Source organism: Streptomyces cavernae, from assembly GCF_004023625.1.
Lineage (GTDB): Bacteria > Actinomycetota > Actinomycetes > Streptomycetales > Streptomycetaceae > Streptomyces > Streptomyces cavernae.
Genome location: NZ_RPDJ01000041.1, coordinates 66,481 through 87,802, shown reverse-complemented (window position 1 = coordinate 87,802; position 21,322 = coordinate 66,481). Strand labels below are relative to the sequence as shown.

The following is a 21,322-nucleotide window of genomic DNA, read 5'->3' as shown; positions in this document are numbered from 1 at the left end:
CGCGCGGCGCCGACAGCCTCGATTCGGCTTGCGGGGGCGCTGACCCGGGCGAGGCGGCGTCGGCGATTGCGGCAGGTTCCATCAATTGCGGGGAAGTTTCAATTCGGTGGTCCACTCCTCGGCCACCTGCCCCCCAACGCTGCCGAGAACACCCGAGTAAACCCCAGTCAAGGTCAGCGTTTCGCCGGCAGCGGTGGACTGGAGGATGTCGCAGATCTGTGCCATTGATTTCACCGGCTCATCCCTTACGGTCGTAATGACATCCCCTCCCGAGAGTTTGGCCTTGGCTGCAGGAGAGTCCGCCCTCACATAGAGGGCCATCACCCCCTCGATTCCTCGGCTCTGGAAGTCTTTGAACGCCGCCGCGTCCTCAGGGCTGTCGATCTCCTCGAACACACTGGGGAGAATTGGATCCGTCAGATCAAGGAGGAGCCATCCAGGATCATTCTTCTTCTCGCCCGCCGCCAATGCGGCCAGTTTGGGCTCCGCATGATCACTGGCGATTGCGTAGAACTGTCCCTCAGCACCCGCGTAGCCCAATACGTTCAGGCCCACCACTTTCCCCTCGCTATTCAGCAGTGGCCCTCCCGAATTGCCTGGATTCAGCGTGGCGGAATGCTGGATCAACGCGGGATAGCGCGGCAGGGACGGGAAAGGATCCGCGGATACAGCCCGCGACTGCACAGCTCCTGAGGTGAAGGCGGCGTTCTGGGTCGACGAACCTCCCTCCACCGACTCCGGATAACCGAGTGCCGTGACTGCGTCTGCCGTCTCGACCTTACCGCTGTCACCGAATTCCAGTTCCTTCAGATCTTTCTGGGGAGATGCAAACTTGAGTACGGCAAGGTCCTCACAGGGGTCGATTCCAACCACTCGCACAGGAGCCGGCTGCCTGTTTTCCACGACGGCTTTCAGCGCGGCTTCTCCTTGCACGACATGGGCGTTGGTAACGGTGAGTCCCTTTTCGGAGTCGTAGATGAATCCGGTGCCCGAGCCGTTCGACCCAATGACGTGGACAGTGCCAGGCGCGGCTTTTTCATAGATCTCTTTTGGCGATGGATCGTCCGCATGCGCCACCGCTGTTCCCCACACAGCGAGCACCATCGCCGACGTAGCAGCGACAATGCCCCTAGCTGTTGAGCTCATCTCGACGACCCCTTTCGACGGAGGGCCCGGTGCCGCATCCGGACCCAGCCCGGAAAATGCTGCTGTTTTCGCCGTGGCCCTACATCAGGAAAGGCCGAGTGCTGCCGCAGCTCCTGGCCAGTAGCGGATGATGCACCTGGTGGGCTCTCCCGTGTTGTACCCCTCCTCGAAGGCAGCCTGCCGCTCATCGGGGGTACCGTGACTCGCTACTCCCGGGGGGTCACCGATGGCCCGCACGGAGTCGATGGCTTCGTCGTAGTCGCCGGGCTCCACGAACCCTTTGTAGTAGGCGCTGAACGCCCAGGTTCCGGCGAAGCAGTCGGCTATCAGTTCCTTGTTCTTGTCGTTTCTCTTGTAATTAGGCACAGGCACACCACGCTCGTTGTACTGCTTGAGGATCTCATCTTGTATGTGGTGACCGAATTCGTGTACGACCACAAACGCCGCCGCGAAGTCCCCCGTGTTCTTGGGTGCTCGACCGAAGAAGTCTCCCTGCCAAATCCTCGCGAAGGTGTTGACGGGCAGGACAATATCCCCTTCGCCAGTCGAGCAGTAGTACGCGTTTTTGTGATCAGTGTCGATCGTGGCGCCCCCGCACGCCCGCGAGAGGGTGTACGTGGGCTCCTGAGTCGTTCCCACGAGGTGATATGTGACGAACGGTTCCTCCAGGCCGGGTGTTTGAGCGAAATAATCCACCCAGACCCGATCGGCATCCTGGGTCACCTTGGAGAGGAATCTGGGGACATTGATCTCGCCGCCCGACTTGGAGCTTCTCAGAGCTTCCCTGTTCTCCGCCTCGGGCAGCTCTTCCTCCTCCGGGGGAGGCGGGGTCGGCTGGCTGGGCAGACTGCTCATCCGGGCCGGCGAGAAGGCGGCATCTGTGGAAGAGGCTTCCGCTACGGGTGCGACCCCCATCGCTGCGCCGACAATGGCAGCCAACAGCAGTCGGGCTCTGAGTCTGGTTTTCATAGAGATCACCACTAACCGCATTGCGGCCAGGGTCCGTCACCAACCCGTAGGCTCGGCGAAATTCAGACCTGAAGGGTGTCCCCCATGCCCGGCGAGCGTGCGACTTCAGCGGCACCTGGCCTCTCGGAGCATCCGGAGACACCAAGCATGAGGGTGACCCTGGGTTTACGATGCGCCGCATCTGACGTCGCACGGCGATTCACAGGGGACTTATGGGGCGCCGTCGAAAACCTCAGTCGTCCGCTTTCATGCACAGAGCTTGAGTAAGGTGTCAAGCATCCGTAGGTCATTACTCCGCAAAGCAGCGTCTTTGTGGAAAGTCGATTGCGGCACGCAAACTGGTTTTCGGCACTTCACAACAAGTACCCGCGAGTGTCGAGTTATGCGACACAACGACGATACTGCCGGTCCGGCGCGTACGCATCTCGATCGATGAGCACTATGAGCACTACACGTGCTCCTCGGCGCCCTGAGCACCCTCGCCGCCGAGCGGGGTCAGCCGAGCCCCGACCACGCCGCCCGCGCACTCGTGCTGTCGACCGACAGCGCCAGGCAGGGCGGGCAATTCAACGACTGCGCAGTGGTCCTGGCCAGTTCACTCGCCTCACCATTGGCACCGCCACCGCCCCCGCCGTAGTCCGCGTCGCCGTCTCCCTCCGTGTAGCCACCGGCGTATCCGTCCGGGTGCGAACCACCTCCGGACCGGCGCCCCATTTGCCCGGATGTAGAGCGCGCGCCGACGCCGTCTCATACGCGTTTCATACCCAGATGACCTTGAGGACGATTAGGCCGAGGATGATGATCAGCCAGCCGTACCAAGCCATTCTCGACACCTCCAGCCCTATGCCCACGATATGAGCCGATGCGTACCGCGGCATCTGAGCATGCTCTGGTCAGGCTGGCGGGCACCGGCACAAACGCCCGCCTGGATCTCCCCTGGCGAGCGGCGCGCCTGCTCGTCACTCCGTCCTCGGCGTTCAACTGCTGTCCGCGTCCACCGAGCACCTGCGCAGCGCCCGCCGTGAGGCGTTCAACTCCGATGTCGCCCTCGTTCTCGATGGAGTCAATGCGGCGTGACGCACGTCACTCGGTCGTCCACGGGATTGTCGCGAGCGACCGACAACCTCGAGGGGCTTCGGACGTCTGTCGGGGTGGAGGCGCCTCCAGCAGAGGGCCGCCGCAGGGAAGCCATCCCTGACGAGCGGTCAGTCGACTGAACCACTCATGATTCGAGGACCGAAATGTCAGGCCGTCACGCCGCCCCGCGAAGCCCCCGCCGCAACCGGGTCCGCACCGCTCTGGGCACCTCCGCCGTGGGAGCCGCACTGGCCATCGGCGGCACCTTCACCGCCACCGCCCACGCCACGGACGGCGCTCCCGCCACCGCCCACGCCCCCACCGCCACCCCGGACGCCACCGCGGGCACCGGCACTGGCACTGGCAACGCGAGCGCGAACGCCAGCGCGGGTGCGAGTGCGAGCGAGAGCCACGCCGCCGCCACCGCCCAGAAGCATGCCAAGCCCGCCACCGCCAAGGCCCACAAGTCGGCCTCGGCCTCCCCGGCCGCGTCCGCCACCGCCGGCAAGCACGCCACCGCAAGTAAGCACGCCACCCCGAGCAAGCACGCCAAGCTGGCCCACGCCACCGCTCAGCCCAAGGGGAAGCACACCGCCGCGACCAGGCACGCGAAGCCCGTCGCCAAGCCCGCCCACAACACCCCCGGCCCGGCCGAGGGCACCCGCGGTGCGGCCACCGCGACCCCCGCTCCGGCCACCGCAACCCAGGCCCCGGCCACCCCCACCCACAGCCCGGCAACAGGCACCCACGCCCCCGCCACCGCAACCCACGCCCCCGCCACAGCCACCCAGGCACCGGCCAGCGCAACCCGCTGAACGCTCGAGCGCGGGCAGTAAGGCCCGTCCAGCCCGGGGCCCCGGGCTGGACGGGCCCGGTACCACGACGTCCAGGAGACCCGTGAGGACAGCGACGATTCCAGCCGTTCCCCCGCCGGCCGTCCCCCGGTGGGACGACGTGCGCGAGCCGTTACCCACCCTCGTCCGTGCCGCCGCGGACCTGTTGCGTCGAGTGAGCCGGGTACGGGATCGCCTGGCGCTGCGCTCACCGACGGACCGGCAGGGCTCCGCGGCACCACCCTCCGCGGCACCCCCCGCGTCCACGGCACCCCCCGCTTTCGTGTCCCCCGTCGCGGCCACCGTCGGCGACGAGCCCGGCTTCCAGGACCTCTACCGCCACCGCCGCCTCGCGCTGGTCCGTCTCGCCTTGCTCCTGGTGGACGACCTCCCGACCGCGGAGGACGTGGTGCAGGACGCCTTCGCCGCGCTCCTGCGCCGCCACGGCGGTCGGCCGGCGGAACTGGACGACCCCGAGGCCTATCTGCGGACCAGCGTGGTCAACGCCGCCCGCTCGGTCCTGCGCCGCCGTCGGACCGCACGCGCCTACGTCCCCGAGCGTGAGGGCCATGCCCCGTCGGCCGACAAGAACGTGCTGCTCGCCGAGAGCCACCAGGAAGTGATCGACGCGCTGCACCACCTCACCCACCGGCAGCGTGAAGTCCTGGTCCTGCGCTACTGGTCGGAACTCACCGAGGCGCAGATCGCGGAGACCCTCAGAGTTTCCCGGGGGACGGTCAAGTCAACCGCCAGCCGGGCGCTGGACGCTCTCCGAAGACACCTGGAAATACCCCGATGAGCATCCTATGCAGCCTGGAGATGTCCCGATGAGCAGCAGCCCGGCCCACGATCACGAGCCGATCGAACGGAGACTGCGCGAAGCGCTGGAGGCCCGTGCCTACGCGATCGGCCTGGACGACCTGCGGCCCGCCGCGCCTCCCACCGGCTCCCGCCGCCCGTTCCCTCCGGCCCGCCGGACCCTCGTAGTGCTGTTCGGGCTGGCCGCGGCCGTGGCCCTCGTCCTGCTCGTCGTCGCGGAACGGCGCCCGGCGGCGCCGGTCGGACCGGCCGACATCCCATCGCCCGCACAAAGCCCTTCGCCGTCCCCCTCCGCCGCTCACCCGGTCATCCCGTCCCCCTCGGACACGTCCCCGCCCGACGCATCGGCCTCCTCCGCCTCTCCTGCCGGACCCGACCACAGAACCGGTGGACCAGTGGAACAGGCCTCCCCCAACACCGATCCCAACACCGACCCCGCCACGGAGACCGACCCCGACGCCGGCCCCGCCACCGCCACGGAAACCGACAACGCCACCTCGACCGAATCCGACGGCGCCACCGCCACCGCCGACTGACCTCGCCTCGCGGAACAATGGCGGCATGACCGACCTCGACGCGCTGCGCTCCCGCTGGCTGAGGACCCTGCTCGCGGCCCGTGAGGGTGCCCGCCACCCCGACCCGTCCCCCTACGCCGACAACCTCCTGCGGCGCTGGTCGGAGCCGCAGCGGCGGTACCACACCGTGGACCACCTGGCGGCGGTCCTCGACCATGTCGACGTACTGGAGGACCACGCGGCGGACCCGGAAGCGGTGCGTCTGGCCGCCTGGTTCCACGACGCCGTGTACCTCCCGGACCGCGACACCAACGAGGAGCGCTCGGCGCGGCTCGCCGAACGCGCGCTCCCCGAGGCCGGGGTGTCGCAGGCAAGGACGGACGAGGTCGCGCGTCTGGTCCGGCTGACCGTCACCCATGACCCGGAGCCCGGCGACACGAACGGCGCCGTCCTGTGCGACGCCGACCTCGCCGTCCTGGCGAAGCCACCCGCGGAGTACGCCGCCTACGCCGCCGCCGTCCGCGAGGAGTACGGGTTCGTCCCCGACGATGCCTTCCGCGCGGGCCGGGCAGTGGTTCTCAGCCAACTGCTCGACCTGCCGAGGCTGTTCAGGACCCCGTACGGAGCTGAGGTATGGGAGGACGCGGCCCGCCAAAACCTCCGCGCCGAACTGACCCGACTCATCACTTGACCCACCGCCTGCCTCACCCCCAACCCACCGGCCGCCCCACCGCCTGCCTCACCCCCAACCCACAGCGGCCGCCCCACCGCTCTCCAACCCACAGGCCGAAACCCTCCGCACGACGCACCCCGGGGGAATGCCCGCCAACGCCCGCGGGGTTGACGCCCGACATGCCCGCACGCGCTCACCCTCCCAACGACCCCGAAGACCCCGCAGCCCCCACAGCCGCCACAGAACCAGCAGGCCCGGAACCAACAGGCCCGGAACCAACAGGCCCGGAACCAACAGGCCCGGCGGCACCCACAGCCCCCGCAGAACGAGCAATCCCCGTAGCCCCCGGCGGCCTCGCAGAACCAGCCAACCCAGCACGCCCGGCAGCCCCCGCAGGCCTCGCAGGCCTCGCAGGCCTCGCAGACCCAGCAAGCCCACGCCCGGCAGCCCCCAAAGACCCCGCTGCCCGCACCACCGGCACCACTCGTATGCCCCTCGCCGTCTACGTCCTCGGACTCTCCGTCTTCGCACTCGGGACGAGCGAATTCATGCTCTCCGGGCTGCTGCCGCCGATCGCCTCGGACATGGACGTCTCCATCCCCCGGGCCGGTCTGCTGATCTCGGCCTTCGCGATCGGCATGGTCGTCGGCGCCCCGCTGCTCGCCGTGGTGACCCTGCGCCTGCCCCGCCGCACCACCCTCATCACCCTGATCTCCGTCTTCGGCCTGGGCCAGGTGGCCGGTGCCCTCGCCCCGGACTACGCCGTCCTGTTCGCCTCCCGCGTCCTGAGCGCCCTCGCCTGCGCGGGGTTCTGGGCGGTAGGAGCGGCCGTGGCCATCGCGATGGTTCCGGTGAACGCCCGGGCCCGGGCCATGGCGGTGATGATCGGCGGTCTGTCGATCGCCAATGTGCTGGGTGTCCCGGCGGGTGCGTTCCTCGGTGAACACCTGGGCTGGCGCTCGGCGTTCTGGGCCGTGGGGGCGGCCTCCGCGATCGCATTGGTCGGCGTCGTCGCGCTCATCCCCCGCATCGCCCCGCCCGACGAACCGCCTCGCCTCACCCGTGAACTGAGCATCTACCGCGACCGCCAGGTCTGGCTCTCGATCCTGGTCACCGCGCTCTCCGCGGGCGGGGTCTTCTGCGCCTTCAGCTATCTCGCCCCGCTGCTCACGGACGTGGCCGGGCTGTCCGACGGCTGGGTGCCGACGGTCCTCGCGCTGTTCGGCGTCGGCGCCCTGGTGGGCACGGCGATCGGCGGCCGGTTCGCGGACGCGCACCTCTTCGGCGTCATGATCAGCGGTATCGCGGCTTCGACGGTCCTGCTCGGCGCGCTGGCCCTGCTGGCGCAGTACGCGGTGGCCGCCGTCGTGCTCGCCTTCCTGCTGGGTGTCTCCGCCTTCTACACGGCCCCGGCGCTCAACACCCGGATGTTCAATGTCGCGGGCGCCGCCCCCACCCTCGCCGGCGCCACCACCACGGCCACCTTCAACCTCGGCAACACCAGCGGCCCCTGGCTCGGCGGCACGGTCATCGACGCCGGCCTCGGTTTCGAGTCCACGGCCTGGGCGGGCGCCGCGATGACAGCCGCGGCGATCGGCGCGGCAGGGATGTCGCTCAGGCTGCACCGGGCCGGCGAGTCCCGGGCCCGAGTGGTCGCGAGCGGCCGACCGGCGAGAACGGGTGACCGACCGGCGAGAACGGGTGACCGACCGGCGAAAATGGGTGACCGACCGGCGAAAACGAACGGCCGACCGGCGGAAAATAACCCGGCGCGCAGCAGCACCTGACCACCTATCCTCACCCGCATGCTGAGCATGCACGGGCGGGACATGGGCGGGGACCAGGTGACGGAAGCCGTCGCGGGGGCGGTGGCACTGCTGCGGCCGGTGGCCGGACGGGACTGGAGTGTCCCGGCGGGGTCGCTGGAGTGGAGCGTGCGGCAGACGGTCGAACACATCGCGGACGATCTCGTCAAGTACGCGGGGCGACTCGCGGTGTGCGCCAGGGACCGGCGCGCGGGCTTCGAGCTGAAGGTCGAGGACGAGACCGACAACGAGGGCTTGCTGCAGATGGTCGAGATGACCGCCGCCCTGCTGGCCGCCACCGTCCGCAGCGCCCCGCCCCGGGCACGCGCCTTCCACCCCTACCCGTTCGGCAGCGCGGACCGCACGGGCTTCGCCGCGATGGGCGTCGCCGAAGTGCTGCTGCACACGTACGACGCCGCCGCGGGACTGGGCCTCGCCTACGAGCCGCCCGGGGACCTGTGCACGGCGGTCCTCACCCGGCTCTTCCCGCACGTCCGGCCGGGCGCCGACCCCTGGCAGACCCTCCTGTGGGCGACGGGCCGCACCGCTCTCCCGGACCGCCCGCGCCTGACCGAATGGCGCTGGAGCAACAACCTCGTGATCCCCGCCGAACGCCTCACCCTCACCGGCCTCACCCCCGCCTCCGCCGCGGAACTCGCCGCGGGCGGCACCGGCGGCTTCGAGTGGGTGGAGGGCGGCCCGTACGAGGGGACGCGGGAGGCAGCGGGCATGCTCGTCAAGGCCTACGAGGCAGGGGTGCACCGCCCGGAGTGGGGCGTGTTCGTCCTCGTCCGCGAGGAGGACGGCCGAGCGGTCGGCGGCATGGGCTTCCACGGCCCGCCGGGCGAGGAGGACCGCGCCGAGATCGGCTACGACCTGGCGGAAGCGGCCCGCGGCCACGGCTACGCGACGGAGGCGCTGCGCGCGCTGTCGGCGTGGGCGCTGGCACGCGACGACGTCAAGAGCCTCTTCGCGGTCGTCGACCGGACCAACCTCCCCTCCCAAGCGGTCGTCTCCCGCGCCGGGTTCACTCGGGTGAGTGCGGACGGGGAGCGGTTCGCCTACGAGTTGCGGGGCTGAGGATCCTGGGGCTGAGGACCCTGCGCGGGGCGGCCCTTCGGGCGCCGTAGTCCCGCCGCCGTGAGCAGCCGCACCACCTCGCGGCTGCTGACCTCCACCGCCCCCGCCCGCACCACGTCCGCGTACCGGTGCGACGGGATGTCGTAGTGGTCGCGTTCGAAGGCTCGCTCCGGCACGCCCAACCGCCGGGCGAAGGCGTGCAGTTCCTCGAACGAGACGTCGCTGATCAGGTGCGACCACAGCCGGCCGTGGCCCGGCCAGGTGGGCGGGTCGATGTAGACGGCCATCAGGAAGAGGTCATCCCGCCAGTCGCCGGACCCAGCGAGCCCACCGCCGCGACCTTCACCCCGGCCTTGTGGCACACCCAGTGCGGGTCGGGGCCCAGTTCCGGTTCGACCTCCAGGGCGTGCGGGTCGCCGGCGCCGCAGACGGGGCACAGCGGCCAACGGCCGTAGCGGTCCAGCAGCGCGTCCTGGACGTCCTGGGCGATCAGCCCCGCGACGAAGTCCGCGCCGTCCGGCCAGTGCTGGACCCACCAGCGGCGCTGCGCCACGGAGTCCTCGACCAACGAGACGACCTCGGCCTCGGCGACCTCGCCCGAGACGAGATCGGCGAGGACGAGCGCACGAGCGGCGTGCAGCGCCTGCTCCAGGGGACTGACGGGATCCATACGTCCATTGTGCGCCGCGCGCCCCGGCCCGTGCCACGACCGTTCGAGGCCCCTGACCGGCGCACGTGGCCTTGACCACCCTCCGGTGCGAAAATATGTTCCGAAGGTGACCCGTGAAGTGAAGGAAAGTTTCGTCGGCGAGACACCGCCCGCGCCGGCCGCCCTCGCCGCCAAAGTACGCACGCTCGCCCCCTCGATGACCCGCTCCATGCAACGGGTCGCCGAGGCCGTCGCCGGTGACCCGGCCGGCTGCGCGGCCCTCACGGTCACCGGTCTGGCCGAACGCACCGGCACCAGCGAGGCGACGGTGGTCCGCACCGCCCGGCTCCTCGGCTACCCCGGCTACCGCGATCTGCGGCTCGCGCTCGCCGGGCTCGCCGCCCAGCAGCAGTCGGGCCGGGCCCCCGCCGTCACCGCCGACATCGCGGTCGACGATCCGATCTCGGACGTCGTGGCCAAGCTCGCCCGCGACGAACAGCAGACTCTCGCCGACACCGCGGCCGGGCTCGACACCGCCCAACTCGAGGCCGCGGTCGCCGCGCTGTCCGCGGCCCGCCGCATCGACGTCTACGGCGTCGGCGCCTCCGGTCTGGTCGCCCAGGACCTGGTCCAGAAGCTGCTGCGCATCGGCCTGCTCGCCCACGCCCACAGCGACCCGCACCTCGCCGTGACCAACGCGGTCCAACTGCGCGCCGGTGACGTGGCGACAGCCATCACCCACTCGGGCTCGACGGGCGATGTGATCGAGCCGCTCCGGGTCGCCTTCGAGCACGGCGCGACGACGGTCGCCGTCACGGGCCGCCCGGATGGGCCGGTGTCCCAGTACGCGGACCACGTCCTGACCACGTCCACCGCCCGCGAGAGCGAGCTGCGCCCGGCGGCGATGTCGTCCCGCACGAGTCAACTGCTCGTCGTGGACTGCCTGTTCGTAGGGGTCGCGCAACGCACGTACGACGCGGCCGCGCCCGCGCTCGCCGCGTCCTACGAGGCGCTGGCGCACCGGCACCGCCCGCGGGGCGGCGCACGCCGCTGACCGGTGGCCACGGGTTTACAGTCGTGCGGAAAGCGACCAGACCAACGGAACGCACGGGAAAGAGTCGTCCCCCATGACCTCCACCCCTTCCCACGAGGGCCTCCACCACGACCGCGCACCCGGCCGCGGCCCGGAGCCCACCCCCGACCGGCTCCGCGCGGAACTGGACTCGCTGACCACCGAGGCGTTCCGTCCCGAGTTCGCCGAGATCGACCGGCTGCCGACGCTGGAGATCGCGCGGATCATGAACGGCGAGGACGCGACGGTGGCGGGCGCGGTCGCCGCGCGGCTGCCGCAGATCGCCGCCGCGATCGACGCCATCGCGGAGCGCATGGCAGGCGGCGGCCGGCTGGTCTACGCGGGCGCGGGCACGGCAGGGCGACTGGGCATTCTGGACGCCTCCGAGTGCCCGCCCACCTTCAACACCGACCCGTCCCAGGTGGTGGGCCTGATCGCGGGCGGCCCGGAGGCGATCGCGAGTTCCATCGAGGGCGCGGAGGACTCGCGCGAGCTGGCGGTCGAGGACCTCGCGCGACTCACCCTGACGTCCGACGACACGGTGGTCGGCGTCTCTGCGTCGGGCCGCACCCCGTACGCTATCGGCGCGGTCGAACACGCCCGGGCGGCCGGGGCCCTGACGGTCGGTGTGTCCTGCAACGCGGGCAGCGCGCTGGCCGGCGCCGCGGAGCACGGCATCGAGGTCGTCGTGGGCCCCGAACTGCTCACCGGGTCCACCCGGCTGAAGGCGGGCACGGCCCAGAAGCTGGTCCTCAACATGCTCTCTACGATCACGATGATCCGCCTGGGCAAGACCTACGGGAACCTGATGGTCGACGTCCGCGCCTCCAACGACAAGCTCCGCGCCCGCTCCCACCGGATCGTGGCCCTCGCCACGGGTGCGACGGACAAGGAGATCGAGGCGGCGCTGGCGGAGACGGACGGCGAGGTGAAGAACGCGATCCTCACCATCCTCGGCGGGGTGGACGGCCCCACGGCCGCCCGCCTCCTGGCGGAGGGGGACGGCCGACTGCGGACAGCGCTGGCGGCAGCCACTTCCTGACGTCGGTCCTGCGAAGAGGTTGTTCTCGGGGGAAGCGAGGAAAGCGGGCGGGATCGGGTAGCCCGTGGCCCGCTCAAGCGTGGAACCCGCTGTCGGCGTTCGCCCTTCGGACGCGGGCCCGCAGCACCTCCCGCGACGGAGCGGGCCCCAGGGACTCCGGCGGACAGTCCCACTCCCGCCCGCCGGCGACGGGCCGCAGCTGCACGACCCCACCCACATGCCCCATGACCTCGCCGACCCGCCCGTCGCGTTCGTCCACGGCAAACGTGCCCACAGCCGGCCGCTCACCCCGCACCACCGACGCCAGCCGCTCGGCCGTACGCACGTTGCAGCGCCCCAACGCCACCAGGGCGAACGGCTCCTCACTCGCCCCGGTCACCGGATCGACCCGCAGCGAGGGCAGTACGACACCCACGCCCGCGAGTGCCTCCCGCAGCGATTCCACGACTTCCTCGGTCGAGCGCACCTGCTCCTCCATCTCCGACATCTCCACGCAGGGTTCACGGTTCGCAACACAGCGTGTCCGACGGAGCCCTAGCCTGGCCAGGTACGACGTCCAACAACACGGACTGTTGGACGGGGAGCGAAGCAGCGAGGGAACCGCACGCCCGGGCCCAAGGACCTCGACCCATCCTCTTCTCCTCGCGCGCTACTGGGCGCCGAACTCCGCCACGCCCGCGAGAAGGCGGGCCTCAGCCAGGACGAGCTGGGCCAACGCCTGTTCGTGAGCGGCTCGTTCATCGGGCAACTGGAGGCGGGGACGCGGCGGATGCAGCAGGAGTACGCGCGAATGCTGGACGAGGCGCTGGGAACGGAGGACTTCTTCTTACGGAACTGCGGTGCGGCGGCGCGGTCGAAGTATCCGGAGCACTTCGCGGAGGCGGCGGAGGCGGAGGCCGCGGCGACGGAGATCAGGGAGTATGCACCGCTGCTGGTTCCGGGGCTTCTTCAGACTCCTGCCTACGCACGGGCGGTGTGCCGCGCGTATCAGCCGACGGCTCCGGACGAGGTGATCGAGGAGTTGGTGACGGCCCGGATCGAGCGGGCTCGCCTTCTCGACGATCCAACAGATCCTTTGTTGTATACGGTGGTTGACGAAGCGGCGTTGCGCAGAGTGACGGGTGGACCAGAGGTGATGGCGGAGGCGCTGCGCCACATCGTCGGCCTGGTCCGCCGGAACCGGGTCATCGTGCAGGTACTGCCTTTCGAAGCGGGGGCGCACGCGGCGATGGAAGGCGCCCTCAAACTGATGGACTTCGAGGACGCGCCTCCGCTGGTCTATTTCGAAGGCATCGGCACCGGACGGATCGATGATGAACCGACCACGGTGAAGTGCCAGCGGCACACCTACGAACTCCTCACCGCCTGCGCGCTCTCACCCGAGAACTCCCTGGCCCTGATCGAGGCGATGGCGGACGATTACGCCCATGAGGAGCATCCCTGAGTACGACCTGACCGCGGCGACCTGGCATAAATCCAGCTACAGCGGCGGCAGCGGCGGCAACTGCCTCGAAGTGGCCCGCTGGCGCAAGTCGACGTACAGCGGCGGTGACGGAGGCAACTGCCTCGAAGTGGCCGACGGCCACCCCGAGGTGGTCCCCGTCCGCGACTCCAAGAACCCGCACGGCCCGAAGCTCGTGTTCCGGGCGGAGGCGTGGTCGGCGTTCGTCGAAAACCTCAAGCTCGGCTGACCGGAACCGGGCCCGAAGCTCAAGCGGCGAGCTCCGAGCCCTCTTTGCTTGGATTGGGAGTGGGTCTCAACCCACCCACCCACCCCGCGAGTTGACTCGGAGCAGTCGACTTGCCACGCACAGTGACAAGGCTCTAACGTGCGCTGAAAGACGACAGCCCCCGCTAGGTGCGGCAACACCTGCGGGGGCTTAACCAAGCGAGATCGGAAACATCGATCCCATGGCTGAAGCCAAGCTTAGTGCTACCGCCCTCCCCGCGCACGCGACCGCCCATCCAATGGCCAATCCGGGCTATGGAAAGCTCGCCGCGCCGGACCAACTCCCGCGTACGAACCACGACTTCGCACACCTGCCCAACCGCGAAGCGTCGATCGCCTCGTACATCGACCGCCTGCCCAACGGCGCCGACATCTCGGTGAAAACGCTGGCCAAGCAGCTCCCGTACGGGCAATGCGCACTCCGCACGGCCCTCAACAACCTCCACCGGGAAGGCCACTTGCGCCGGGGCCGCGAACAGGTGAGCGCAAGCGACGGCGGCGCACGATGGATCACCCGATCGTGGTGGTCTCGTACGGCGCGTGACGACGGCTGGTGGGCGGCGTTCACACGGGGCGAGGTGCCGAAGGAGCCCGCGGAGCCGCCGGATACTCCAGACATTCCAGATACCCCGGACCGCCCGCGTCAGACCCGTTCCCGCGCTCATATCCTGCTCGCGGCACTCAGCCGCACGGCCCCGGTCCTGACGCTGTCCCACACGGAGTGCATGGAGCTGGCCCCGCTGCTGGCGGAGTGGTTCACGCGGGGCGTTACGGACGAGGCGGTCATCCAGACACTGACGGCCGGCCTCCCGACCCCGGTGCACCACCCGGCCGCCCTGCTCCGCAACCGCCTGACGAACAAACTCCCACCCGTACGAGAACCACGAGAGGCCCCGCCCCCGCCCCGCCGCCTCCTGGAGTGCGCGGAATGCGGCGTCCCGGGCCGCCCGGAGGCCCTGCCGGGCGGCTTCTGCAGAGCGTGCCGGGGCGACCGCGCCCCCGGGCACGAGGGCCCGCCCCTCCCCGACGTCCGGTCCCACGCGGCCGGGATCCGCACCGCGCTGCTGGAGCGGAGACGAGAAAGGCCACCCGTATGACGCCCGAGGACTACGCCGACTGACCCCGTTGTCAGTGGCGCGTGCGAGGCTGGGAGCCGACGCCGAGGTACCGACAGGGGAGGGGCACCACCACCATGAACCACGCACAACTCACCGCCCTCGGCCGAGCCCTGCGCGTCCTCGGTGAGCACGGGGAGGCCTTGACGGCGACCACGCCCGACGCACAGCTGTACGAGGTGAAGGCGGACCTGCGGCGGGCCCTGGACCTGTTGGAGGAGAGCGTCTCCAGCGAGGTGCCCAGCACCCGGTGCCCCGAGCATCCGAACGGGCCGGTGGACAAGGACGCGCCGGACAAGTGCCTGCTGTGCGAGACACGCCGCCGGACCGCCCGCCGCTCACAGCTGAACGGAACCTTTCCGCGCGGCCGTTCGGCGGCCCCGGAGGAGCCCCTGGTGCGCACCCCGTCCCGTTACGGCGTACGCGCGGACCGCCCGCAGCCGCAGCAGCGCTGGCTCCCGGAGATGTGGACGGGCCAGGCTTGGCAACTGTGCGGCACCCCGCGCCGCGACCGCCAGGAGGCGGAGCAGTACCTCGCCGCCCAGCGCCGCGGCTCCCGCCCCGCGATGGCGTACCGCCTCGTCCACGAGTTCACCGACTACGAGGTCCTGCGCATCTGGGGCGAACCGGTCCGGGTGGACATCGAACCGATGGGGAACGTGTGAGCCTCCGCGAGCCGACTCCGCTCTGAAGGCGTCATCGCCGGGTGAACCAGGTGACGGTCACGTCGTTGTCGAACGAGGTGCGGTCGGTGACCCGGAAGAGGGTCGGGTCGAACTCTCCGCTGAACACCGGAATTCCGGACCCGGCGACCACGGGGTAGCTCTTGATGATCAGTTCGTCGATCTCGGGCAGCAGCTGACCGGCGAGGACGCCGCCGCCGCACAGCCAGATGTCCTTGCCCTCCTCCTGTTTGAGTTCGCGGACCAGGGCGAGCGGGTCCTTGGCGACCACGGTGACGGCCGGGTCGATGTCGGGCGCGAGCGTGCTGGACACGACGTACTGGCGCAGGTGGGCGTACGGGCTGGTGAAGCCCGCCTCCAGGCCGGGGCGGTAGGTACCGAGCCCCATCAGCACGGTGTCGAAGCGCTGGTTGGGCGTGTCGGCCAGACCCTGGGCAGCGCGCGCGAAGGTGGGCACTGTCTCGGGTAAGCGGGCATTCATCCACGCCGAGTAGGCAGCGGCCTGCTCCTCGTCGCCGAGCGGGTAGAAGTCGTACTCCCCGCCGGGGCCGGCGATGTAGCCGTCGATGGAGACCGCGATGTAGTAGACGAGCTTTCGCATGCGAACACCTTGATCCGTAGTACTCTGACTGAAGTGGTTTGACCGTAGTACTACAAACGGAGTGGTGTCAATGGTGCGCAGGAACGACGAGCGCAGGGCTGCCCTCATCGATGCCGCGATCGAGGTGCTGGCCAGGGAAGGCGCGCGGGGCCTGACCTTCCGGGCGGTGGACACGGAAGCCGCCGTGCCCGTCGGCACGGCCTCCAACTACTTCGCCAACCGCGACGACCTGCTCATCCAGGCAGGCACCCGCGTCTACGAACGGCTCCAGCCCGACGAGGCGACGGCCGCACGGATGATGGCGAGCACAGTGGACCGGGAAAGCTACGCGAAGCTGATGCGCGAGCTGATCGGCCGGGTCAGCGCGTTCCGCAGCGGCTATCTGGCACTTCTCGAACTGCGCCTCGAGGCCACCCGGCGCCCCGAGCTGCGCACACTGCTGACCGAACGCGTCCGCGCCGACGTCGACGCCATCGTGGCAGGCCACGAGGACTCCGGCCTGCCCGGCGGAGCGACCGCCGCCCGGCTGCTGTACCTGGCCTTCAACTGGCTCGTCGTCGAACAGCTCACCCTGCCCGAGGTGTTCTCGGAGGCCGAGCGCGAACAGCTCGTGCAGGCCGCGGTCGAACGCATCGTGACACCGTGAGCGGTGAGCGGTGAGCGGTGAGCACTGAGCCGGGGACCGTGAGCGGGCAAGAGGCCGGCAGCAGGCCGCAATGACGAGGGCGGCACCCCTGGTATCCGTCTCCGGTACCGGGATGCCGCCCCATCAGCGGAGTGCGGCCGATCAGCTCAGCGTGGTCAGCGACGCCGCGTCGTACGCCGACAGCTCGTCGAAGCGGCCCTGAAGGACCTTCGCCGCCCACTCCGGGTCGGCGAGCAGGGCGCGGCCGATCGCCACGAGGTCGAACTCCTCGGACTCCAGGCGGTCCAGCAGGTCGTCGATGCCCTTGGTGGGGGCACCCTCGCCCACGAAGGCCTTGAGGAAGTCGCCGTCCAGGCCGACCGAGCCGACGGTGATGGCGGGCTTGCCCGTGAGTTTCTTCGTCCAGCCCGCGAGGTTGAGGTCGGAGCCGTCGAACTCGGGCAACCAGTAGCGGCGTGTGGAGGCGTGGAAGGCGTCCACGCCGGCGGCGGCGAGCGGGGTCAGGACGGACTCCAGCTCCTCCGGGGTTTCGGCGATCCGGGCGTCGTAGGCGTCCTGCTTCCACTGGGAGTAACGGAAGAGGACCGGGAAGGACGGGGAGACCGCCGCGCGCACCGCGGCCACGATCTCCGCGGCGAACTTCGTCCGCGCGACCGGGTCGCCGCCGTAGGCGTCGGCACGGCGGTTGGTGCCGGCCCACAGGAACTGGTCGATCAGATAGCCGTGCGCGCCGTGCAGTTCGACGCCGTCGAACCCGATCCGCTCGGCCGCGGCGGCCGACTCGGCGAACGCGGCGATCACATCGTCGAGGTCCTGCTGGGTCATCGCCTTGCCGGTGCCCTCGGTGCCGTCGAGGCGAAGACCGGACGGGCCCATCGCGGGCGCGTCCGCGAACGGCGGCTCGCCCGCGTTGCGCACCATGCCGATGTGCCACAGCTGCGGCACGATCCTGCCGCCCGCCTCGTGCACGGCGTCCGCGACCTTCGCCCACCCCGCGAGCTGCTCCGCACCGTGGAACCGCGGGACCCGGTCGCTCTGCCCGGCCGACTCGTGCCCGACGTAGGTGCCCTCGGTGACGATCAGTCCCACCCCGGCGGCGGCGCGGCGGGCGTAGTACGACACCACGTCCTCGCCGGGGATGCCGCCCGGGGAGAACATGCGGGTCATGGGGGCCATGACGATCCGGTTCGGCACGGTCAGCCCGTTGATGGAGACGGGCCGGGAGAGGATCTCAGCGGCGCGGGAAGAGGTGGCAGTCACAGAGGGACTCCTCGGAGAAGTCGTTCGACGTCGAGCGGCAGTGGGTTCCGTGCGGTATGTGCGTGCGCATCGATCACCCACGGGGGTCAACCGGTCGGCGCGATGCGCCCATTCCGCCACCCCGCCCGCGGCATGTGTGATCCGGACCACGGTCCGGGCCAACCGCGCTGCCGGACCGGGCCGCGCGCGCTGCCCGGCCCGAGCCGGCCGCACCGCCAGTGCGACGAGGCGCGGTCCGGACCGATGCGTGGTCCGCCTTCGTCGACGGCGGGGAAGCGCGGTAGCGTCTGCCACATCAACCGTCTCGCTAGGTCACATGAGTTGACACGCAACCGACATTTCGTCGCATACCTGAGGGGTCGCCGTGATCGGGACACGTGTGGGGGACTACGTGATCGAGCGCGAGTTGGGCACCGGAGGCATGGGCTCGGTCTATCTGGCGCGCTCGCCCTCCGGCCGGGCGGTCGCCGTGAAGGTGATCCACGCCGGGTTGGCTGACCAGCCCCAGTTCAGGGAACGGTTCCGTCACGAGGTGGAGGCGGCCCGCAAGGTCGGCGGCTTCCACACGGCCGCGGTGGTGGCCGCCGATCCCTACGCGGAGTTTCCGTGGATGGCCAGCGCGTACGTCAAGGGTCCGACGCTGTCCGAAGAGGTCTCCGAGAACGGCCCGTTGAACGAGAAGCGGCTCTGGACGCTCGCCGCCGAGCTGGCCGAGGCGCTGGAGGCGATCCACTCCTGCGGGCTGGTGCACCGCGACTTCAAACCGAGCAACATCGTCCTGACCGACGACGGCGCCCGGGTACTGGACTTCGGGATCGCCCGGGCCGCGGAGGGCATACAGCTGACCGCCACCGGCGTGGCACTCGGAACCCCGGGGTTCCTGGCCCCGGAGCAGGCGCTGGGCGAGCCGGTCACCGGAGCGAGTGACGTATTCGCCCTGGGTGCCGTACTGGTCTCGGCGGCGGGCGGCGAGGCGTTCGGGGGCGAGACCCCCTCGCTCGGAGCGATATTCCGCGCGGTGTACGGGGAGCCCGACCTGTCGGCGGTGCCCGAGGCACTGCGTGAGCTGGTCCTGGCCTGTCTCCACAAGGAGCCCGCCATGCGGCCCACACCGCGGCAGGTGTTGCACTGGTGCGCGAACCGCCCCGGCCTCACGCCCGACGACCCGCGTACCCCGTGGCCTTCGGTGGCCGACCACACCCCCGCCACTCCCGCCTCGGACGTGGCCTTCGCCGCACCACCGGCCACCCCCGCCCCGCACGCGGCCTTCCCGGCACCGCACGCGGCCTTCCCCGCACCGCCCTCCACCCCCGCCCCGCACGCGGCCTCAGCCACCCCGCACCCGGCCTCCGCCACCCCGCACCCGGCCTCCGCCACCCCGCACCCGGCTTTCGCCGCACCGCCCGCCGCCTCCACCCCCGCACCCCACGCGGCCTCCGCCGCACCACCGGACGCCCTCTACCAGCACAGCCGAAGAGACTGGGCGCGCTTTATCGGCCGGCAGATGCTCATCGCGTTCGGGCTCGTGGTGGCGTCGGCGGTGAACTTCTACTCGCAGCTGTCCCTTCCGCTGATGGTGTTGACCGTTGTTGCCACGTTCGTCGTGACCGGTCGGCTCATCGGCCTGCTCGTCAGCGGCCATCACGGTGTCGTACTCAACGATGCGGGAATCGGGGTGGGCTCCCCGAAGTGGCCGATCGTGCTGCGCTGGGCCGACACCAAGTCGCTGGAACTGGACACCAATGCCAAGGGGATCCGGCTCACCGTGCGGCTCCGCGGGGGACACCTTCCGCACGGCTTCCTGCGCCCGGCATGGCTGCGCACCAGCCGGAAAAAGGGAATCGCCCGCGTCCGCACGGAACTGCTCACCCCGGTCGGCGACGCTCCCGCTCTCCCCGATGCCGTCCGCGCCTTCGCCGCCCGCCACGGTGTCCCCCTGACGGAGAACCGCCTCAACTGAGCCCCGAAACCCCCGAAAACCGAGCCCCGAAAACTGAGCCCTGAGAACTGAGCCCTGAAGCTCGATGCCGAGATCGCCCCTGCCGATCCACAACGTTCAACAGGCGGCTACGACCTGACGGCGGGGCGCAGCAGCAAGCGCGGGAACACCGCGTGGACCAGGGCCAGGGTGCTGAGGGCGAACATCACCACGCCCAGGGGGACATGGAACGAGGGCACGTGGGCGACGCCCAGCGCGACCTGCGCCGACGCGAGGAGCAGGAAGCCGGTGGCGTACACGACGGGGCGGGGTGATCCGCCGCCTGGGCGCCAGGCCAGGATCGCGGCAACCACGTACAGCATGGCGGCTGCGTACATCACCTTCGATCCGACGTCGTGCATCCGATAGCCGTGGGACGAGGTCAGCAGCATTCCGGCGGTGACCGCCTGGAAGAAGAGCATCAGGGTCTGCAGGGCTATCGCGGTCTTGAGGAAGGTCAGGCCGCCCTGTGCGGCAGTCGTTCGTCTGGTCACGGTGTGGTCCCCCTCTTGTGGTGTGCGGCAGTGGACAGGTGCTGTCCGGGGACGGCAGCGAGCCGCTGCGCGCTGTCCGCATGTGGTTGGTGGCGCCCGAAAGTCCCGGAGCGGTTCATCGCGGCGCGGGACTGCGCCTGACGGCCAGGCGCGGAGCCGCGCCTGGCCGCGGTCGGCGTCGGGTCACCACTGGGCGATGAGCGGCGTGTCCGGTTCGTGCTGCCGCCAGGCTTCGGTGAGGCGGACGAGGCGGGCGGGGGCGGCGATGCCGCGCACGGTTGCGATCCTGCCGTTGGTGATGTCGAACGTCACGGAGCCGACGACCTGGTCGCCGAGCACGGAGAGGATGGCGGGGGTACCGTTGACGACCGCGTAGTGGAAGGCGGGCGTGCCTCCGACGAGTCGCCGTTTCGCGGGTGTGGGTTTGAAGCCGGCCCGTGCGACGGCGGCGACGCGCTGCGGAGTGTCGTACCGCAGCAGCTTCTCGCTCAGGCCGGCGCCGTCGGAGATCGCGGTCGCGTCGTCGGTGAGCAGCGCCACCAGCCGTTCGGTTCGGCCCGAGGAAGCAGCGGCGAGGAATTCCTCGACGATCCTGCGGGCGGATGCCGGGTCGACTTCGCCGCCGCGGCGGGTGGCGGTGATGCGGCGCCGGGCCCGGTGGAGGTGCTGCTGGCTCGCGGACTCGGTGATGTCGAGGATCTCGGCGATCTCGGCGTGGCTGTAGGAGAACGCTTCGCGCAGGACGTAGACGGCCCGCTCGTGGGGTGACAGGCGCTCCATGAGAGTCAGCACGGCCAGGGAGACCGATTCGCGCTGCTCGAACGTGTCGGCCGGGCCGAGCATCGGGTCGCCGTCGAGGAGCGGTTCGGGCAGCCAGGCGCCGACGGTGCGTTCGCGGCGGACCTGTGCCGAACGGAGCCGGTCGAGGCACAGGTTGGTGACGACCTTGGTCAGCCATGCGTCCGGCACCTTGATCCGCTGCCGGTCGGCGGCCTGCCAGTGCAGGAACGCATCCTGCACCGCGTCTTCGGCGTCGGCGGCGGAGCCCAGCAGCCGGTACGCCAGCGAGGCCAGCCTGTTCCGGCCGGCCTCGAACCGGCTGGTGTCCGAGCGATCGGTCGCTGCGCTGTCCACGT

At 70.3% G+C, this 21,322-nt stretch carries 23 protein-coding genes; 14 read left to right on the top strand and 9 right to left on the bottom strand.

The genetic code is table 11. The features are described from left to right. Positions 1-81: 81 nt before the first annotated feature. Together EF387_RS37895 and EF387_RS37890 are read right to left on the bottom strand one after the other, a co-directional pair. Positions 82-1,146 (bottom strand): S1C family serine protease, encoded by a 1,065-nt coding sequence (locus EF387_RS37895; RefSeq protein ID WP_128381141.1) that lies wholly within the window; start codon positions 1,144-1,146, stop codon positions 82-84. An 84-nt stretch (positions 1,147-1,230) separates the two neighbouring features. Next, on the bottom strand, positions 1,231-2,115 hold the full coding sequence (locus tag EF387_RS37890) for a neutral zinc metallopeptidase (protein WP_162467274.1): 885 nt from the start codon (positions 2,113-2,115) through the stop codon (positions 1,231-1,233). Positions 2,116-3,356: 1,241 nt separating this feature from the next. On the opposite strand from EF387_RS37890, the gene EF387_RS46850 reads away from it, so the two are divergent. The 6 genes from EF387_RS46850 (at position 3,357) to EF387_RS37855 (ending at position 8,917) form a co-directional block, all read left to right on the top strand. Further along, a complete protein-coding gene (locus EF387_RS46850) occupies positions 3,357-4,007 on the top strand; it encodes a hypothetical protein (protein ID WP_155589806.1) in 651 nt (216 codons plus the stop codon). Between the two features lie 139 nt (positions 4,008-4,146). Next, positions 4,147-4,824, top strand: coding sequence for an RNA polymerase sigma factor (locus tag EF387_RS37875; protein ID WP_202918493.1), 678 nt, complete (start codon positions 4,147-4,149; stop codon positions 4,822-4,824). Between the two features lie 28 nt (positions 4,825-4,852). Beyond that, positions 4,853-5,380 (top strand): hypothetical protein, encoded by a 528-nt coding sequence (locus EF387_RS47650; protein WP_202918492.1) that lies wholly within the window; start codon positions 4,853-4,855, stop codon positions 5,378-5,380. Positions 5,381-5,405: 25 nt separating this feature from the next. Beyond that, the gene (locus tag EF387_RS37865) at positions 5,406-6,050 is read left to right on the top strand and encodes an HD domain-containing protein (RefSeq protein WP_128381138.1); all 645 of its coding nucleotides are present in this window, start codon (positions 5,406-5,408) and stop codon (positions 6,048-6,050) included. Between the two features lie 470 nt (positions 6,051-6,520). Beyond that, complete coding sequence (locus EF387_RS37860) at positions 6,521-7,819, top strand: Cmx/CmrA family chloramphenicol efflux MFS transporter (RefSeq protein ID WP_128381137.1); 1,299 nt, start codon at positions 6,521-6,523, stop codon at positions 7,817-7,819. A gap of 18 nt (positions 7,820-7,837) precedes the next feature. Then, entirely contained in the window at positions 7,838-8,917 is a 1,080-nt protein-coding gene (locus tag EF387_RS37855; RefSeq protein WP_128381136.1) for a GNAT family N-acetyltransferase, read from the top strand. On the opposite strand, the gene EF387_RS37850 is transcribed toward EF387_RS37855, so the two are convergent. Together EF387_RS37850 and EF387_RS37845 are read right to left on the bottom strand one after the other, a co-directional pair. Next, positions 8,899-9,204: a DUF4031 domain-containing protein gene (locus EF387_RS37850; RefSeq protein WP_128381135.1), complete on the bottom strand. Its 306-nt coding sequence runs from the start codon at positions 9,202-9,204 to the stop codon at positions 8,899-8,901. The two genes, EF387_RS37855 and EF387_RS37850, sit on opposite strands and share 19 nt — an antisense overlap. Further along, entirely contained in the window at positions 9,204-9,587 is a 384-nt protein-coding gene (locus tag EF387_RS37845; RefSeq protein ID WP_128381134.1) for a hypothetical protein, read from the bottom strand. The genes EF387_RS37850 and EF387_RS37845 overlap by 1 nt, the downstream gene beginning before the upstream one ends. A gap of 106 nt (positions 9,588-9,693) precedes the next feature. On the opposite strand from EF387_RS37845, the gene EF387_RS37840 reads away from it, so the two are divergent. Continuing rightward, the gene (locus EF387_RS37840) at positions 9,694-10,620 is read left to right on the top strand and encodes a MurR/RpiR family transcriptional regulator (protein WP_202918491.1); all 927 of its coding nucleotides are present in this window, start codon (positions 9,694-9,696) and stop codon (positions 10,618-10,620) included. A gap of 73 nt (positions 10,621-10,693) precedes the next feature. Continuing rightward, positions 10,694-11,680 carry an N-acetylmuramic acid 6-phosphate etherase gene (murQ, locus tag EF387_RS37835; protein WP_128381133.1) on the top strand — a complete coding sequence of 329 codons (987 nt, stop codon included), beginning with the start codon at positions 10,694-10,696 and terminating at the stop codon, positions 11,678-11,680. Between the two features lie 73 nt (positions 11,681-11,753). Here the strand turns inward: murQ and EF387_RS37830 are convergent, their stop codons facing one another. Continuing rightward, complete coding sequence (locus EF387_RS37830; protein ID WP_162467278.1) at positions 11,754-12,158, bottom strand: hypothetical protein; 405 nt, start codon at positions 12,156-12,158, stop codon at positions 11,754-11,756. A 174-nt stretch (positions 12,159-12,332) separates the two neighbouring features. On the opposite strand from EF387_RS37830, the gene EF387_RS37825 reads away from it, so the two are divergent. The 4 genes from EF387_RS37825 (at position 12,333) to EF387_RS37810 (ending at position 15,189) form a co-directional block, all read left to right on the top strand. Next, entirely contained in the window at positions 12,333-13,124 is a 792-nt protein-coding gene (locus EF387_RS37825) for a helix-turn-helix domain-containing protein (protein ID WP_128381132.1), read from the top strand. Further along, a complete protein-coding gene (locus EF387_RS37820; protein WP_128381131.1) occupies positions 13,108-13,371 on the top strand; it encodes a DUF397 domain-containing protein in 264 nt (87 codons plus the stop codon). The genes EF387_RS37825 and EF387_RS37820 overlap by 17 nt, the downstream gene beginning before the upstream one ends. 220 nt (positions 13,372-13,591) lie before the next feature. Next, positions 13,592-14,506, top strand: a complete 915-nt coding sequence (locus tag EF387_RS37815) for a hypothetical protein (protein ID WP_238431923.1) — start codon at positions 13,592-13,594, stop codon at positions 14,504-14,506. Positions 14,507-14,601: 95 nt separating this feature from the next. Next, positions 14,602-15,189: a hypothetical protein gene (locus tag EF387_RS37810; RefSeq protein ID WP_128381130.1), complete on the top strand. Its 588-nt coding sequence runs from the start codon at positions 14,602-14,604 to the stop codon at positions 15,187-15,189. A 31-nt stretch (positions 15,190-15,220) separates the two neighbouring features. Here EF387_RS37810 and EF387_RS37805 read toward each other — a convergent pair whose 3' ends face one another. Then, positions 15,221-15,808: a dihydrofolate reductase family protein gene (locus EF387_RS37805; protein ID WP_128381129.1), complete on the bottom strand. Its 588-nt coding sequence runs from the start codon at positions 15,806-15,808 to the stop codon at positions 15,221-15,223. 70 nt (positions 15,809-15,878) lie between these two features. On the opposite strand from EF387_RS37805, the gene EF387_RS37800 reads away from it, so the two are divergent. Continuing rightward, positions 15,879-16,454, top strand: a complete 576-nt coding sequence (locus EF387_RS37800) for a TetR/AcrR family transcriptional regulator (RefSeq protein WP_128381128.1) — start codon at positions 15,879-15,881, stop codon at positions 16,452-16,454. A gap of 141 nt (positions 16,455-16,595) precedes the next feature. Here EF387_RS37800 and EF387_RS37795 read toward each other — a convergent pair whose 3' ends face one another. Beyond that, entirely contained in the window at positions 16,596-17,714 is a 1,119-nt protein-coding gene (locus EF387_RS37795) for an NADH:flavin oxidoreductase (protein ID WP_128381127.1), read from the bottom strand. A gap of 364 nt (positions 17,715-18,078) precedes the next feature. Between EF387_RS37795 and EF387_RS37790 the strand changes: the two genes are divergently transcribed. Continuing rightward, the gene (locus tag EF387_RS37790; protein WP_238431922.1) at positions 18,079-19,674 is read left to right on the top strand and encodes a serine/threonine-protein kinase; all 1,596 of its coding nucleotides are present in this window, start codon (positions 18,079-18,081) and stop codon (positions 19,672-19,674) included. Between the two features lie 107 nt (positions 19,675-19,781). On the opposite strand, the gene EF387_RS37785 is transcribed toward EF387_RS37790, so the two are convergent. Both EF387_RS37785 and EF387_RS37780 read right to left on the bottom strand, forming a co-directional pair. Beyond that, positions 19,782-20,186 (bottom strand): hypothetical protein, encoded by a 405-nt coding sequence (locus EF387_RS37785; RefSeq protein ID WP_128381126.1) that lies wholly within the window; start codon positions 20,184-20,186, stop codon positions 19,782-19,784. A 183-nt stretch (positions 20,187-20,369) separates the two neighbouring features. Beyond that, positions 20,370-21,320, bottom strand: a complete 951-nt coding sequence (locus EF387_RS37780) for a sigma-70 family RNA polymerase sigma factor (RefSeq protein ID WP_202918490.1) — start codon at positions 21,318-21,320, stop codon at positions 20,370-20,372. Positions 21,321-21,322 lie beyond the last annotated feature (2 nt).

What these genes read in the sequence shown, in the direction of transcription:
- EF387_RS46850 (WP_155589806.1), top strand. Translation starts at nt 3,357, where the DNA reads ATGTCAGGCCGTCACGCCGCCCCGCGAAGCCCCCGCCGCAACCGGGTC.
- EF387_RS37830 (WP_162467278.1), bottom strand. Translation starts at nt 12,158, where the DNA reads ATGGAGGAGCAGGTGCGCTCGACCGAGGAAGTCGTGGAATCGCTGCGG.
- EF387_RS37860 (WP_128381137.1), top strand. Translation starts at nt 6,521, where the DNA reads ATGCCCCTCGCCGTCTACGTCCTCGGACTCTCCGTCTTCGCACTCGGG.
- EF387_RS37850 (WP_128381135.1), bottom strand. Translation starts at nt 9,204, where the DNA reads ATGGCCGTCTACATCGACCCGCCCACCTGGCCGGGCCACGGCCGGCTG.
- EF387_RS37810 (WP_128381130.1), top strand. Translation starts at nt 14,602, where the DNA reads ATGAACCACGCACAACTCACCGCCCTCGGCCGAGCCCTGCGCGTCCTC.
- murQ (WP_128381133.1), top strand. Translation starts at nt 10,694, where the DNA reads ATGACCTCCACCCCTTCCCACGAGGGCCTCCACCACGACCGCGCACCC.
- EF387_RS37865 (WP_128381138.1), top strand. Translation starts at nt 5,406, where the DNA reads ATGACCGACCTCGACGCGCTGCGCTCCCGCTGGCTGAGGACCCTGCTC.
- EF387_RS37815 (WP_238431923.1), top strand. Translation starts at nt 13,592, where the DNA reads ATGGCTGAAGCCAAGCTTAGTGCTACCGCCCTCCCCGCGCACGCGACC.
- EF387_RS37805 (WP_128381129.1), bottom strand. Translation starts at nt 15,808, where the DNA reads ATGCGAAAGCTCGTCTACTACATCGCGGTCTCCATCGACGGCTACATC.
- EF387_RS37895 (WP_128381141.1), bottom strand. Translation starts at nt 1,146, where the DNA reads ATGAGCTCAACAGCTAGGGGCATTGTCGCTGCTACGTCGGCGATGGTG.
- EF387_RS47650 (WP_202918492.1), top strand. Translation starts at nt 4,853, where the DNA reads ATGAGCAGCAGCCCGGCCCACGATCACGAGCCGATCGAACGGAGACTG.
- EF387_RS37890 (WP_162467274.1), bottom strand. Translation starts at nt 2,115, where the DNA reads ATGAAAACCAGACTCAGAGCCCGACTGCTGTTGGCTGCCATTGTCGGC.
- EF387_RS37800 (WP_128381128.1), top strand. Translation starts at nt 15,879, where the DNA reads ATGGTGCGCAGGAACGACGAGCGCAGGGCTGCCCTCATCGATGCCGCG.
- EF387_RS37820 (WP_128381131.1), top strand. Translation starts at nt 13,108, where the DNA reads ATGAGGAGCATCCCTGAGTACGACCTGACCGCGGCGACCTGGCATAAA.
- EF387_RS37855 (WP_128381136.1), top strand. Translation starts at nt 7,838, where the DNA reads ATGCTGAGCATGCACGGGCGGGACATGGGCGGGGACCAGGTGACGGAA.
- EF387_RS37845 (WP_128381134.1), bottom strand. Translation starts at nt 9,587, where the DNA reads ATGGATCCCGTCAGTCCCCTGGAGCAGGCGCTGCACGCCGCTCGTGCG.